This is a genomic window from Cellulomonas sp. P5_C6, assembly GCF_054049635.1.
In genome coordinates this window covers 1-14042 of record NZ_JBFULZ010000105.1, presented here as the reverse complement: position 1 = coordinate 14042, position 14042 = coordinate 1, and the positions used below count along the sequence as shown (strand labels likewise).

Sequence of the window (14042 nt, the reverse complement as noted above, 5' to 3'; positions counted from 1 at the left end):
GTACCGACCTCGCCGTTCGCGTGCTGCAGGGCCGCGACGACCACGCCGGGCCGTGCCAGCGCGGCGGCGAAGGCCTCACCGTCGACCCGCCCGAGCGCGTCCACCGGCACGGTCACCCGGTTCCCCGCGAAGTCGGCGGCGTTCAGCACGGCTGCCCGCTCGACCGCGCCGACGACGACGTCGGCGCCGCTGCGACGTCGGCCGCGTGCCACCGACCGCACCGCCCCGTGCAGGGCCGCGGTGTGCGACGGGGCGAGATCGACCTCCTGCGTCCGAGCGCCGACGACGGCGCCGATCGCCTCGCGGGCGCCGTCGAGCAGCATCCGCGCCCGGCGGCCCTCGGCGTGCAGGCGGCGGGGGTCCGCCCAGCCCTRATCGAGGGCCTCGAGGAACGCCGTGCGGGCCTCGGGCAGCAGGGGCGCGCGGCCGCCGGCGTCGAGGACGACCCGACGGGCAGTGGCGTGCGTCACAGGATCGGTTGCCCCGGTGTCGGCGGGACCACGGTCGGGCTGGCTGCTCACCGGGGCACCGTAACCCCGTGGAGCCGTGACCAGGCGCGGGACGACGGGCCCAGCGGCCGCTCGGCACCGTCGGGTCGTGTGAAGGAGCCGCGGTGTGATGGTGCTGACACGGTGTCGTCAAGGGGTGTCGTCAGGACGAAAGGACGGGGACGGCGCGCTAGGCTGCACACGTCGAGGACGAAGGTCCCGGGTGGTGCCTGCAGCAACGCAGGGCGGCGCCGGGACGCGAGTGAGAGGTCCCCCCGTTGCACCCGGACACCCCCCGTCGCACGCGACGACCAGCCCTGCTGCTGGCCGGCCTGCTTGCCGTCGTCGCCGTCGCGCTCAGCGGATGCTCCGCCGAGGTGCAGCGCGGCTGGCTCCCCGGCAACTCCGACGCCGAGATCACCGACCAGACCGGTCGCATCACCAACCTCTGGGTCGGTTCGTGGATCGCCGCGCTCGTCGTCGGCCTCATCACCTGGGGCCTGATCCTGTGGTGCGTCGCGGTCTACCGGAAGCGCAAGGGTGACGACACCCTCCCCGTGCAGCTCCGGTACCACGTGCCGCTGGAGATCATGTACGTGATCCTGCCGATCATCATGGTCGGGGTGCTCTTCTACTACACGAACCGCGACACGACCGCGATCCAGGACACCGCGGCCGACGCGGACATCCACGTCCAGGTCATCGGCAAGCAGTGGAGCTGGGACTTCAACTACCTCGACGACGACGCCTACGACACCGGCCAGCACGCGCAGAACGTGGGCAGCGCCGGCACGGGCGTCCTCAAGGACCAGGTCACGCTCTACCTCCCGGTGAACGAGCGGGTCGAGTTCACGCTCGACTCCCGCGACGTCATCCACTCGTTCTGGGTCCCCGCGTTCCTCTACAAGATGGACATGATCCCGGGCAAGACGAACACGTTCCAGGTCACGCCGACGCAGATCGGCGACTACCTGGGCAAGTGCGCCGAGCTCTGCGGCGAGTACCACTCGTCGATGCTGTTCAACGTCAAGGTCGTGTCACGCGAGGACTACGACGCGCACATCGAGGAGCTCAAGGCCAAGGGGCAGGAAGGCTCGCTCGGACTCGAGTACAGCCGCCAGCAGGACCTGGACAGCGCTCCGAAGGAAGGCGATAAGTGATGGCCGCCGTCGCGGAGCACATCCCCGGACTGGCGCCCTCGCGCCAGACCCTCGGCCGCACGGTGATCAAGTGGATCACCTCGACCGACCACAAGACGATCGGGTATCTGTACCTGATCACGTCGTTCGTCTGGTTCGCCGTGGGCGGCATCCTGGCGCTGCTCATCCGCGCCGAGCTGTTCGCGCCGGGCATGGACATCTTCCAGTCCCGTGAGCAGTACAACCAGGCGTTCACGATGCACGGCACCATCATGCTGCTGCTGTTCGCGACGCCCCTGTTCGCGGGCTTCGCCAACGTGATCATGCCTTTGCAGATCGGTGCGCCCGACGTCGCGTTCCCGCGGCTCAACATGCTCGCGTACTGGATGTTCTTCTTCGGCGGCACCATCGCCGGCGCCGGGTTCTTCACGCCCCAGGGCGCCGCGTCGTTCGGCTGGTTCGCCTACGCACCGCTGTCCAACACGGTGTACTCGCCGGGCGTCGGCGGTGACCTCTGGGTCTTCGGCCTCGCGCTCGCCGGCTTCGGCACCATCCTCGGCGCCGTCAACTTCATCACCACGATCGTCACCATGCGCGCGCCCGGCATGACGATGTTCCGCATGCCGATCTTCACCTGGAACACCCTGGTGACGTCGCTGCTAGTGCTCATGGCGTTCCCGCCGCTGGCCGCCGCGCTGTTCGCGCTCGGTGCGGACCGGCGCCTCGGAGCCCAGGTGTTCAACCCGGAGAACGGTGGCGCCATCCTCTGGCAGCACCTGTTCTGGTTCTTCGGGCACCCCGAGGTCTACATCATCGCGCTGCCGTTCTTCGGCATCATCACCGAGATCCTGCCGGTGTTCAGCCGCAAGCCGATCTTCGGCTACAAGGGCCTGGTCTACGCGACGATCGCGATCGCCGCCCTGTCCGTGACCGTGTGGGCCCACCACATGTACGTCACCGGCTCGGTGCTGCTGCCGTTCTTCTCGTTCATGACGATGCTCATCGCGGTGCCCACCGGTGTGAAGTTCTTCAACTGGATCGGCACGATGTGGCGCGGCAAGCTCACGTTCGAGACGCCGATGCTGTGGACGATCGGCTTCCTGGTCACGTTCCTCTTCGGCGGCCTGACCGGCATCATCCTGTCCAGCCCGGCGCTCGACTTCTCGCTGTCGGACTCGTACTTCGTGGTCGCCCACTTCCACTACGTGGTGTTCGGCACCGTCGTGTTCGCCATGTTCGCGGGCTTCTACTTCTGGTGGCCCAAGATGACCGGCCGGATGCTCGACGAGCGCCTGGGCAAGGTCCACTTCTGGATGCTGTTCATCGGCTTCCACACCACGTTCCTCATCCAGCACTGGCTGGGCGTCAAGGGCATGCCGCGTCGGTACGCCGACTACTCGCCCGACGACGGCTTCACGTGGATGAACCAGCTGTCGACCATCGGCGCCGTCATCCTCGCGGCCTCGACGCTGCCGTTCCTCTGGAACGTCTACACGACATGGCGCAACGCGCCGCTGGTCACGGTGGACGACCCGTGGGGCTACGGCGCCTCGCTCGAGTGGGCCACCAGCTGCCCGCCGCCGCGGCACAACTTCACGTCGCTGCCCCGGATCCGCTCGGAGCGCCCCGCGTTCGACCTGCACCACCCCGAGGTCGCCGCCATGGACCACGTCGAGCCCAATCCCGGAGCGTTCGACTGGGAGGCCGACCGTCGCGGGGAGACCGGCACGGCAACCGAGCGCGTGGTGAACGGCACGGGTGAGCCCGAGCAGTCGACCGCGACGATCGTCGAGGACCGTCCGGAGACGGACGAGGAGGGCACGCGATGAAGTTCGAGACCAAGCTCTTCCTCTACGGGGTRCTGTTCTTCGTCCCCGTCGGCCTCATCTACGCGGCCTGGAGCCACGGCGAGCCCGTCGGCACCGTCGGCATCCCGCTGGTCGGCGGCCTGGTCGGCATGATCGGCGCCTACTTCGCGCTGCTCGCGCGCCGCATCGACGAGCGTCCCGAGGACGACCCGCTGGGTGAGATCGAGCAGGGCGCCGGCGACCAGGGCGTGTACAGCCCCTGGAGCTGGTGGCCGCTGGTGCTCGGGGTGTCCGCGGCGATCACGTTCGCCGGCCTCGCCGTCGGGTGGTGGCTCTCGTACATCGGGATCGCGTTCGGCGTGATCGGCCTGGTCGGCTGGGTGTTCGAGTTCTCCCGCGGGCAGCACGCGCACTGACGACATCACGAGAACGCCCCCGCCGGTTCCGGTGGGGGCGTTCTTGCGTCGTCTGCGCTAGCGTCGGCGGAATGAGGCATTCGTCAGCATTCGTGACTCGACCCGTCCTTCTCGCAGCGCTGGCAGTCGCGTTGCTCGGGGGCTGTGCGAGCAGCTCCGACGACTCGGGCTCGGCCGCCCCGCTGTCCTCCAAGGACGTCACGGGGGAGTGGTCCCAGCCGAAGTCGGCGCCGCTCGTCTACCTCCAGCTGATCGAGAGCGGGAAGGTCAACGGGTCGGACGGCTGCAACCAGATGAACGGCACGTGGAAGATCGACGGCTCGACCATCGAGTTCGGACCCTTCGCGGCGACGATGATGGCCTGCGCGGACGTCGACACGTGGCTCTCCAGCGCCACGTCGGCCACCGTGTCCGGGGACGAGATGACCGTGCTGGACGACGGCGGCAAGACGATCGGCACGTTGCAGAAGACGAAGTAGTCGGGCATGCCGAGGGCCGGTCACCCCATCGGGGTGCCGGCCCTCGGCGTGACGTGCGTCAGACGGCGACGATGAGCCCGGCCGTCTGCGTGCGCGCGCGGTCGAAGCGGGCAGCAGCGTCCGCCCAGCTGACGATGTTCCACCACGCCTTGACGTAGTCCGCCTTGACGTTGACGTAGTCGAGGTAGAAGGCGTGCTCCCACATGTCGAGGACGACGACGGGGACCAGGCCCAGCGCGATGTTGCTCTGCTGGTCGTAGAGCTGCACGATGACGAGCTTCTGGCCGATGGAGTCCCACGCGAGGATCGACCAGCCGGAGCCCTGGATGCCGATCGCGTTGGCGGCGAAGTGCTTCTGGAAGGCCTCGAACGAGCCGAAGAACTCGTCGATCGCCGCGCCCAGCTCGCCCGTCGGCTTGTCGCCGCCGTCGGGGGAGAGGTTCTGCCAGAACACCGAGTGGTTGACGTGGCCGCCGAGGYTGAACGCGAGGTTCTTCTCGTGCAGGTTCACCGCGGCGAAGTCGTCGGCCGCGCGGGCCGCCGCGAGCTTCTCGAGCGCCGTGTTGGCCCCGGTCACGTAGGCGGCGTGGTGCTTGTCATGGTGCAGCTCCATGATGCGACCCGAGATGTGCGGCTCGAGAGCCGAGTAGTCGTAGGGCAGATCCGGAAGCGAGTAGTCAGCCATGCGTGAGTACACCTCTCCTGCGTCGGTCCAGGACCGCGTGCTGCGGCCCGCTCTGTACGAAGAAACGGGCGGCCCGCCGCGAAGGCGAGCCGCCCGGCTCCACGGTCAACTCTTGCTCAGGATCAGCGATTCCGCCCGTCGGGGGCCGTCTCATCCTGCGGATCCACCAGGTGCTGGCCGCCGCCGACGGCGCCCGCCAGCTCGGCCGGCGCGTGCTCCTCGCCGGTCCCGATGGCGTCGTGCTCGCCGTGCGAGTGCGACGCCGCCAGCTCCGCCGGCGTGACGGGCTCGACGCGGTCCTCGTAGAACGTCTGCGACAGGCGCTGGCGCATCCGGTCGAGCGCGTAGCCCTTGCGGCGCACGCCCCGGGAGTCCTCCGCCGGCTCGATCTCCAGCGGACGGATCGCGTCGTGCTGCACCCGCAGCCAGCGCTCGTGGGCGTCCAGCGGCTTGTGCACCTCGATGTACTCACCGTTGGCGAACCGCACGATGCGTCCGGTCTCGTGGCCGTGCAGGACCAGCTCGCGGTCCTTGCGCTGCAGGCCGAGGCAGATCCGCTTGGTCACCCAGAAGGCGAACCACGGGCCGAGGAAGATCAGCGCCCGGAACGCCCACGTGATGTCGTTGATCGACAGGTGGAAGTGCGTCGCGATGAGGTCGTTGGAGCCCGCCAGCACCAGGATGAAGAACGCCGTCAGGAGCGAGACGCCGAACGCGGTGCGGAACGGCCGGTTGCGCGGACGGTCGAGCACGTGGTGCTCGCTCCGGTCGCCCGTGACGGCCGCCTCGATGAACGGGTACGCGGCGAGCAGCGTGAACAGGATCCCCGGCACGACCATGGCCGGGATGATCACGTTGAGCGACAGCGTCCAGTGGCCGATCACGACCTCGGCGAACCCTGGCATGAGGCGCAGGGATCCCTCGAGGAACAGCATGTACCAGTCGGGTTGTGCGCCGGCCGAGATGGGCGACGGGTCGTACGGTCCGTAGTTCCAGACGGGGTTGATCGTCATCGTCGCCGCCATCAGCGCGATGATGCCGAACACCGTGAAGAAGTAGCCGCCGGCCTTCGCCACGTAGATCGGGAACAGCGGGTAGCCGACGACGTTCTGGTTCGTCCGGCCCGAGCCCGGGTACTGCGTGTGCTTGTGCAGCACGACGAAGAACAGGTGCAGGCCGATGAGGGCCAGGATGATCCCGGGCACCAGCAGGATGTGCACCGTGAACAGGCGGGGGATCAGGTCCTGACCGGGGAACTCGCCGCCGAAGATGAAGTACGACGTGTAGCTGCCGATGATCGGGATGGCCCGGACGACGCCGTCCGTGATGCGCAGGCCGTTGCCGGAGAGCACGTCGTCGGGGAGCGAGTAGCCCGAGAAGCCGGCGGCCAGGCCGAGGATCAGCAGCAGGAAGCCGACGACCCAGTTGACCTCGCGAGGCTTGCGGAACGCGCCCGTGAAGAACACGCGCATCATGTGCGTGACGATCGCGGCCATGAAGATCAGCGCGGCCCAGTGGTGGATCTGCCGCATCAGCAGGCCGCCGCGGACCTCGAAGGACAGCCGCAGCGTCGAGGAGAAGGCCTCGGACATCTGCACGCCCTGCAAGGCGGCCCACGGACCGTCGTAGTGCACCTCGTTCATGCTCGGCACGAAGAACATCGTGAGGAACACGCCCGAGATCAGGATCGTGATGAAGCTGAAGAGCGCGATCTCACCGAGCAGGAACGACCAGTGGTCGGGGAAGATCTTGCGCGCGAACGTCTTGACCGCGGTGCCGACGCCGGTCCGCTGGTCCAGGTAGTCCGCCGTGCCCGCGGCGAGCTTCTCGACGGGGGTGGGGGTGGCTGTCGTCGTCATTTCGTCAGACGCTCCCAGTAGCTCGGGCCGACGGGCTCGTTGAAGTCGCTCTGCGCGATCAGGTAGCCCTCGTCATCGACGGTGATCGGCAGCTGCGGCAGGGGCCGCTTCGCCGGTCCGAACACGACCTTCGCTCCGTCCGCCACGTCGAACGTCGACTGGTGGCACGGGCACAGGAGGTGGTGAGTCTGCTGCTCGTACAGCGCGACCGGACAACCCACGTGGGTACAGATCTTCGAGTATGCGACGATCCCGTTGTAGGACCAAGACTTCTTCTCTTCGGACTCCTTGAGCTCCGACGGGTCCAGGCGGACCAGCAGGACGACGGCCTTGGCCTTCTCGTCCAGCGGGAACTCAGCCTCCTCGAGCCCCTCGGGGATCACGTGGAAGACCGAGCCGATGGTCACGTCGGCCGCCTTGATCGGGCGGTTCGTCGGGTCCGTCGCGAGGCGGGTCCCCTTCTTCCACATGGTGTGGCGGAACWTGGAGACGTTCCAGTCCTCACCGACGCTGCCGATGAGCGGCACGATGATCGCCAGCGGGAACAGCGCAAGCGCCGAGATCATGGCCCCCTGGAGGACGCCGCGCCGGCCGATGGCCGAGTCCGCAGCGCCTTCCTTGAGCACCTCGACGGCGGCGACGCGCGTCTCGTCGTCGCTGCGCTGGAGGTGACGCTCCTCGGACTTCTCGTGGTCGTTCATCAGCGCCTTGGCCCAGTGCACGGCCGCGAAGCCGATGCCCAGGAGCGAGAGCGCCAGCCCGATGCCGAGGGCGAGGTTCGAGCGCCGCATCGACTCGACGGTCTCGCCCGGCGGCAGCGCGAAGTACGCCACCAGGAAGCCGATCGTCGCGATGACGGAGATCGCGAAGAGGAAGACGACCTGCCGCTCGGCCTTCTTGTTCGCCTTCGGGTCGTTGTCACCCAGGCGGTCGTGGTGCTCCGGGTGGCCCGGGTCCTCGAACCGGTCGGGCAGCGTGCCCGCGGTCTGGGTGGTGATCTCGTTGCTGGCCTCGTGGCCGGGTTCGTGGTTGCTCACGAGGACTTCGCTCCGATCCAGACTGCTGCGCCGATGAGCAGGCCCATGCCGACGACCCAGGCCCACAGGCCCTCGCTCACCGGGCCGAGGGCACCGAGGTCGAGACCGCCGGGGGACGCGCCGCCCTGCAGGTCGATGAACGCGATGATGTCGCGCTTCTCCTCGGGGGTGATGTTCGCGTCGTTGAACACGGGCATCGACTGCGGGCCGGTCAGCATGGCCTCGTACAGGTGGGTGGGCGTCGTCGACCACAGGTTGGGGGCGAACTTGCCCTGCGAGAGGGCACCGCCGGCACCCACGGCGTTGTGGCACATCGCGCAGTTGGTGCGGAAGATCGCCATGCCGTTGGCCGGGTCACCGAGGCTCGGGTCGACCTGCTCCGCCGTCGGGATCGCGGGGCCGGCACCCAGCGACGCGACGAACGCGGCGAGCTGGTTGATCTGGTCCTGGCTGAACTGCACCGGCTTGACCTGCGCCTGCGGGCCGTTCATCTGCATGGGCATCCGCCCGGTGCCGACCTGGAAGTCGACCGCCGCGGCGCCCACGCCGATGAGGGAGGGGGCGCTGTCGGTGCCGGACGCAGTCGGTCCGTGGCACGTGGCGCAGTTGGCCTGGAACAGCTTCTCGCCGGTCGCGATGTCGTCGGTGCTCGCCTTCACCGGCGCCGCGTCGGCCGACGTCGGTGCCAGCACCGCGTACAGGCCACCGGTGAGCAGCAGCGCCAGCAGGAGCAGCACGATCGGCGCACGCCGGTCCTGCCTGCGGGCTGCGAGTGCCTTCACGGATCGATCCTCGTCTCGCACATGGGGGATGGGGGTCTGGGAGTGTCGGGCGAGGCCGCCCGGCACGCCTTACTTCAAGAGGTAGATGACCGCGAAGAGCGCGATCCACACGACGTCGACGAAGTGCCAGTAGTACGACGTGACGATGCCGGTGGTGGCCTCGTGGTGGCCGAAGCGCTTGGCGCTGAAGGAGCGACCGAGCAGGAAGAGGAAGGCGAGCAGACCGCCGACGACGTGCAGGCCGTGGAAGCCGGTCGTCAGGTAGAAGACCGAGCCGTACGGGCTGGACGAGATGGTCAGGCCCTCGCTGACGAGCCCGGCGTACTCGTAGATCTGGCCGCCGATGAAGAAGGCGCCCATGAGGTAGGTCAGGGTCACCCACTCGTTCATGCCCCAGCGGTTCACCTGGAAGATCGATCCGGTCCGCACGGGCTGGAACCGCTCGGCGGCCCACACGCCCATCTGGCACGTCACCGATGACAGGACCAGGACGGTGGTGTTGATCGCCGCGAAGGTGACGTTGAGCTTCGGGGTGTTCTCCGCCCAGGCCTCGGGCGCCGCTCCACGAAGCGTGAAGTACATGGCGAAGAGGCCTGCGAAGAACATGAGCTCGCTGGCCAACCAGACGATCGTCCCCACCGAGACGGGGTTCGGTCGGTTGACGCTCACGTGGGGGCTGGTGCGCGGGGCAGCCGTTGCGGTCGACACGTTCGTCATTATGGCTGATGACGACCCCGCATGGGACGTTGGACCCTCAGTGTGGCCACAGGTAAATGTCACACCGTCAGGATCGGCGGCCGCGCGCGCGAGAAGACGGCCGGGAATCATGCGGAACGCCGCCCCGTCCGGGCGTGTCGACGAGCCCGTCGCGGCCCGTCGACGCGTCGCTTTGTGCGGCGCGCCGCGGCCTGCGTGCTATGCGTCCGGGCGACCCGATCGCGGGCCTCCCCGCCGAGCCGGGACGAGCCGTGCCAAGATGCCCTCGGACGCACGTCGACGACGAGTGAGGACGCCTCTCCATGAGCTCCACCAGCACGGCCCAGCCCCGTCCCGCAGCGGCCACCCCCGGCCCGCGGATCCTCTTGTACAGCGACGACGTCGACGCCCGTGCACAGGTGCGGCTCGCCGTCGGCCGACGACTTCGGCGCGGTGCCGGCGACATCGAGTGGGTCGAGGTGGCCACCGCAGCGGCCGTCATCGCGACCACTGAGGGCGGCGGGCTGGACCTGCTGATCCTCGACGGCGAGGCCGACAAGGTCGGTGGCCTCGGGCTCGCCCGCCAGCTCAAGGACGAGATCTTCCGCTGCCCGCCGACGCTGGTGCTCACCGGCCGCCCGCAGGACGCGTGGCTCGCCTCGTGGTCCAACGCCGACGCCGTCGTCAGCCGCCCGCTCGACCCGGTCGAGCTGCACGGGGCCGTCGCGGCACTCGTCGAGGCGCAGGCCGTCACCCGATGACCGACGCGCCGGCGGCGCCCACCTGGCCCGACCTGTTCGCGACGCTCACGGCCAGGCGGGACCTCTCGGTCGCGCAGACGTCGTGGGCCATGGCCGAGATCATGAGCGGCGCGGCCTCCACGCCCAAGGTGGCCGCGTTCCTGATCGGGCTGAAGACCAAGGGCGAGTCCGTCGCCGAGCTCACGGCGCTGGCCGACACCATGCTCGAGCACGCCGTCCGCATCACCGTGCCCGGTCGCACCCTCGACATCGTCGGCACCGGCGGGGACCGCTCGCACACCGTGAACATCTCGACCATGTCCGCCCTCGTGGTCGCCGGCGCGGGGATCACCGTGGTCAAGCACGGCAACCGCGCTGCGTCGTCCTCGTCCGGGTCCGCCGACGTCCTCGAGGAGCTCGGCATCCGCCTGGACCACCCGCCCGCCCGCGTCGCGGAGCTGGCCACCGAGGTCGGCATCACGTTCTGCTTCGCGCAGGTGTTCCACCCGTCGTTCCGGCACACCGCCGCGGCGCGCACCGAGCTGGGCATCGGGACGGCCTTCAACTTCCTCGGCCCGCTGACCAACCCCGCGCAGCCCCGCTCGGGGGCCATCGGTGTCGCTGACGCCCGGATGGCTCCGCTCATGGCCGGGGTCCTCGCGCAGCGCGGGGCCAGCGCCCTGGTGTTCCGCGGCGAGGACGGCCTCGACGAGATCGCGCCGACCGGTCCCACGCGGATCTGGGAGGTGCGCGACGGGGGCGTGACCGAGTCCGTCGTCGACTGGGAGGCCGAGCTGGGCGTCGCGCGGATCGACCTCGCGGAGCTGCGCGGCGCCAAGGCCGACTACAACGCCGACGTCGCGCGGCAGCTCTTGGCCGGACGCGCCGGAGCGGTGCGCGAGACCGTCGTGCTCAACACCGCCGCCGCGCTGGTGGCGGACGGCACGTTGCCGGGCACCGCGGACGGCAGCCTCGTCGAGCGCCTGACCGCCGGGAGCGAGCACGCACGTCGGTCGCTGGACAGCGGAGCCGCCGCGGACGTCCTGGCGCGCTGGCGGGCCGCCAGCAGCGCGTAGGGCTCTCAGCCCCCGTTGCGCTGCGGGTCAGTCCCTGTGCTTGTGGTCGGACTGATCCTTCGTTGCGCTGCGGATCAGTCCTCGAGCCCGAGGGCGAAGGCTTGTTCCAGKTCGTGCTGCGAGTACGTGCGGAACGCGATGTAGGTCTGGGTGCGCAGGACGCCCTCGATCTTGCTCACCTTGTCCGCGATGACGTCCGCCAGCTCGTCGTGCTCGCGCACGCGGACCATGGCGATGAGGTCGACCTCGCCCGTCACGGAGTAGACCTCGCTGACGCCCGGGATGTCGGCGATCGCGGCGGCGACCTCCGGGATCCGCGAGGCGTCCGAGTCGATGAGCACGATGGCGGTCAGCATGCTCGTCATCATGCCGTGCGGGGCGCGCGGATGCCGATCGGGATCACCCGCGCGTCGTCGGTCTCCAGGGTGACGGGGCGGGCCTCGGCGATGTCCAGCTCCCGCTCGGCGGGGGCCGTCACCAGCTGGATGAGCCGGCTACCCTCCGCGGCGAGGTGCGGCCTGACCAGCGCCGCGACGGCCGTCGCCGGGTCGCCGAGCGACTCGGCGGCCCGGACCGGGCAGGCCCAGGGCGTGTCGACGGCGACGAGCCGGACGCCGGGCTTCTCCAGCCACGCGAGCACCAGGTCGGTCTCCTCGGGGTGCGCGGCGGGCGCGGGGGCGACCGGGGCCTCGACCTGCTCGCCCGTGGCCTGCAGGGTCGCGATGGCCGGCCGGGGGTCGGTCCGGCGGTCGACCCGTGCGGTCCCCGCGAGCCGGCCGTAGCGCACCAGCACCAGCTCCCAGCCGCCGTCGTCGGCACGCAGCGCGGCGACCAGCTCGGGGCACGCCGCGAGCGGGGCGAACCGTTGCGCCCGGCTCGCGCCGCGCAGGAACCCACCGAGCCGGTCCCGGACGATCGCGGCCTCCTCGAACCGCTCCTGCGCGACGAGCCAGGCGATCCGGTCGGCGTGCGCCTCGACGACGGGGRTGGCGTCCGCGAGCATCGCGTGCCGGACGCGGTCGACGACGTCGGCGTAGTCGACCGGCGACTGGTGGCCCGTGCACGGGGCGCCGCACTTGCCCATCTCGGCCAGGACGCAGGCGGACGYGCCGGCGGGTGCGAGCAGGGGCAGTCGGCGGGTGCACTGCCTGATGGGAAAGGACTCGTGCAGCGCGTCGACGGCCAGCTGGGCGGTGGACGCCGACGAGAACGGACCGATGTACGTCGCGCCGACCTCGTCCTTGACGTCGCGCACCACCGACAGGCGCGGGTACGGCTCGGACGTCAGGCGGACCCACGGCATGCGCTCGGGGAACCGGGACCGGCGGTTGTAGCGGGGGGAGTGCGCGGCGATGAGGCGGAGCTCCCGGATGCGGGCCTCGAGCGGCGTCGCGCACGGGATCGGGTCGACGCGGTGGGCGACGCGCACCATCTCGATCATCCGGCTGCGCTTCTCGGCCGACGTGAAGTACGACCGCACCCGCTGGCGCAGCGACGTCGTGGACGTGCCGACGTACAGGATCTCGTCGCCGGGTCCGCGGAACAGGTACACGCCCGGGCCGTCCGGGAGGCCGTCGGCGAGGGTGCGCTTGCGCCGTACGTCGTCCGGGACCGGGTCCGTGGCCGAGGCGAGGTCCTCGAGGTGCGTGATGCCGAGGGGGGCCATCCGCGACAGCAGCGCGTGCAGCACGTCGACGGTCGCCCGGGCGTCGGACAGTGCCCGATGGTTGGGCGTCACCGTGGCGTGGAACAGGCCCGCGAGCGTGGAGAGCTTGTGGTTCGGCGCCTCGTCGCGCGTGACGACGCGGCGGGCGAGCCGGACGGTGTCGACGACCTTGTTGCCCGGCCAGGCGTGGCCCGTGCGTGCGGCGGCGGCCTTGAGGAACCCGATGTCGAACGGGGCGTTGTGCGCGACGAGCACGGCGCCGCGGGAGAACTCGAGAAAGCTGGGCAGCACCTCCTCGATGGGCGGGGCGCCGATGAGCATCGTGGTGGTGATGCCCGTGAGCACCTGGATGAAGGCCGGGACGGGTCCGCCGGGGTCGACCAGCGTCTGGAACTCGCCGAGCACCTCGCCGCCGCGCACCTTGACCGCGCCGATCTCGGTGATGGCCGAGTCCGCGGGTGTGCCGCCGGTGGTCTCCAGGTCCACGACGACGAACACGACGTCCGACAACGGGGTTCCCAGGTCGTCCAGGCTCGGCTGCACGGGGCGCGCCGCGGGGTCGGGGGTGGCGTCCGCCCAGACGGGGCGCAGGCGGCGGACGGGCGACATGGCTGGGACGCTACCTACGCCCACCGACACGACCTCGCTCCTCGCCCGGTGCGTCRCAGACCCGCCCGCGGCGCGCGCGGATCGGGAGCACCCACCGACCGCCTAGGGTGCTGGGCATGCGCAGCGTGGACGGGACCGGCGACGACGCCGTCGAGGTGCCGGCGCCGCTGCGGACCGCCCTCGTCGCCGTCGCGGCCGACGCGCTGGGCGCTGCCGAGCCCGCGGAGGTCCCGCCGTCCTTGCGCGCCGTCCACCGGTTCGCCCCCCGCCGGCGTGCGTCGGCCGGCGCCGGTCCCCTCTGGGCGGCCCTGCAGGACGACTCCTTCCGTGCCCGTGTGGCCCGCGTCTGGGCGCAGGCGAACCCCGACCTGGCGGCCGAGGTCGGACCCGACTCGCAGGAGCTCCCGGAGCCGTCTCTGTCCGCTGCCGTCGGCGCCTGGCTCCTCAAGGCGCCCGGTTGGCGCGAGATGCTGCCGCCGGTCGAGGTCGCCACCGACGCGGACGCCGCCCAGTCGCGTGCTCGGCTGGAGCGCGCGCAGGTCGAGGCGGACCGGCTGCGCGC

14 protein-coding genes and 1 pseudogene are annotated in these 14042 nt (G+C 70.3%); 7 read left to right on the top strand and 8 right to left on the bottom strand.

Annotated elements, in window-relative coordinates:
- Positions 1-521, bottom strand: a 521-nt coding sequence (locus tag ACXJKG_RS12905) for an aminotransferase class V-fold PLP-dependent enzyme (RefSeq protein ID WP_456846159.1), incomplete at its 3' end; no start/stop codon positions are given.
- 245 nt (positions 522-766) lie between these two features.
- On the opposite strand from ACXJKG_RS12905, the gene ctaC reads away from it, so the two are divergent.
- The 4 genes from ctaC to ACXJKG_RS12885 all read left to right on the top strand — a co-directional run bounded on the left by ctaC (position 767) and on the right by ACXJKG_RS12885 (position 4330).
- On the top strand, positions 767-1648 hold the full coding sequence (gene ctaC, locus ACXJKG_RS12900; protein WP_456846158.1) for an aa3-type cytochrome oxidase subunit II: 882 nt from the start codon (positions 767-769) through the stop codon (positions 1646-1648).
- Entirely contained in the window at positions 1648-3456 is a 1809-nt protein-coding gene (ctaD, locus tag ACXJKG_RS12895) for an aa3-type cytochrome oxidase subunit I (RefSeq protein WP_456846157.1), read from the top strand. The genes ctaC and ctaD overlap by 1 nt, the downstream gene beginning before the upstream one ends.
- A complete protein-coding gene (locus ACXJKG_RS12890) occupies positions 3453-3851 on the top strand; it encodes a cytochrome c oxidase subunit 4 (protein ID WP_456846156.1) in 399 nt (132 codons plus the stop codon). Before ctaD ends, ACXJKG_RS12890 begins: the two co-directional genes overlap by 4 nt.
- A 92-nt stretch (positions 3852-3943) precedes the next feature.
- The gene (locus ACXJKG_RS12885; protein ID WP_456846155.1) at positions 3944-4330 is read left to right on the top strand and encodes an META domain-containing protein; all 387 of its coding nucleotides are present in this window, start codon (positions 3944-3946) and stop codon (positions 4328-4330) included.
- Positions 4331-4388: 58 nt separating this feature from the next.
- On the opposite strand, the gene ACXJKG_RS12880 is transcribed toward ACXJKG_RS12885, so the two are convergent.
- The 5 genes from ACXJKG_RS12880 to ctaE form a co-directional block, all read right to left on the bottom strand.
- Positions 4389-5015 (bottom strand): superoxide dismutase, encoded by a 627-nt coding sequence (locus ACXJKG_RS12880; protein ID WP_456846154.1) that lies wholly within the window; start codon positions 5013-5015, stop codon positions 4389-4391.
- 122 nt (positions 5016-5137) lie between these two features.
- On the bottom strand, positions 5138-6874 hold the full coding sequence (gene qcrB, locus ACXJKG_RS12875) for a cytochrome bc1 complex cytochrome b subunit (protein ID WP_456846153.1): 1737 nt from the start codon (positions 6872-6874) through the stop codon (positions 5138-5140).
- Positions 6871-7911, bottom strand: coding sequence for a cytochrome bc1 complex Rieske iron-sulfur subunit (gene qcrA, locus ACXJKG_RS12870; RefSeq protein WP_456846152.1), 1041 nt, complete (start codon positions 7909-7911; stop codon positions 6871-6873). Before qcrA ends, qcrB begins: the two co-directional genes overlap by 4 nt.
- Complete coding sequence (gene qcrC / locus ACXJKG_RS12865) at positions 7908-8693, bottom strand: cytochrome bc1 complex diheme cytochrome c subunit (RefSeq protein ID WP_456846151.1); 786 nt, start codon at positions 8691-8693, stop codon at positions 7908-7910. The genes qcrA and qcrC overlap by 4 nt, the downstream gene beginning before the upstream one ends.
- A gap of 69 nt (positions 8694-8762) precedes the next feature.
- A complete protein-coding gene (gene ctaE / locus ACXJKG_RS12860; protein ID WP_456846150.1) occupies positions 8763-9410 on the bottom strand; it encodes an aa3-type cytochrome oxidase subunit III in 648 nt (215 codons plus the stop codon).
- 302 nt (positions 9411-9712) lie between these two features.
- Here ctaE and ACXJKG_RS12855 point away from each other — a divergent pair, with 302 nt between their 5' ends.
- Entirely contained in the window at positions 9713-10150 is a 438-nt protein-coding gene (locus ACXJKG_RS12855) for a hypothetical protein (RefSeq protein WP_456846149.1), read from the top strand.
- Positions 10147-11205, top strand: coding sequence for an anthranilate phosphoribosyltransferase (trpD, locus tag ACXJKG_RS12850; RefSeq protein ID WP_456846148.1), 1059 nt, complete (start codon positions 10147-10149; stop codon positions 11203-11205). Before ACXJKG_RS12855 ends, trpD begins: the two co-directional genes overlap by 4 nt.
- A 74-nt stretch (positions 11206-11279) precedes the next feature.
- Here the strand turns inward: trpD and ACXJKG_RS12845 are convergent, their stop codons facing one another.
- On the bottom strand, positions 11280-11561 hold the full coding sequence (locus tag ACXJKG_RS12845) for an Lrp/AsnC family transcriptional regulator (protein ID WP_456846147.1): 282 nt from the start codon (positions 11559-11561) through the stop codon (positions 11280-11282).
- An 8-nt stretch (positions 11562-11569) separates the two neighbouring features.
- Positions 11570-13480 (bottom strand): DEDD exonuclease domain-containing protein, encoded by a 1911-nt coding sequence (locus ACXJKG_RS12840; RefSeq protein ID WP_456846146.1) that lies wholly within the window; start codon positions 13478-13480, stop codon positions 11570-11572.
- A 116-nt stretch (positions 13481-13596) separates the two neighbouring features.
- On the opposite strand from ACXJKG_RS12840, the pseudogene ACXJKG_RS12835 reads away from it, so the two are divergent.
- Positions 13597-14042, top strand: a pseudogene (locus ACXJKG_RS12835) (NYN domain-containing protein); the annotation flags it as partial.

Coding starts and splice junctions, on each gene's coding strand:
- ctaD (WP_456846157.1), top strand. CDS start 1,648: ATGGCCGCCGTCGCGGAGCACATCCCCGGACTGGCGCCCTCGCGCCAG.
- qcrB (WP_456846153.1), bottom strand. CDS start 6,874: ATGACGACGACAGCCACCCCCACCCCCGTCGAGAAGCTCGCCGCGGGC.
- ctaE (WP_456846150.1), bottom strand. CDS start 9,410: ATGACGAACGTGTCGACCGCAACGGCTGCCCCGCGCACCAGCCCCCAC.
- ACXJKG_RS12855 (WP_456846149.1), top strand. CDS start 9,713: ATGAGCTCCACCAGCACGGCCCAGCCCCGTCCCGCAGCGGCCACCCCC.
- trpD (WP_456846148.1), top strand. CDS start 10,147: ATGACCGACGCGCCGGCGGCGCCCACCTGGCCCGACCTGTTCGCGACG.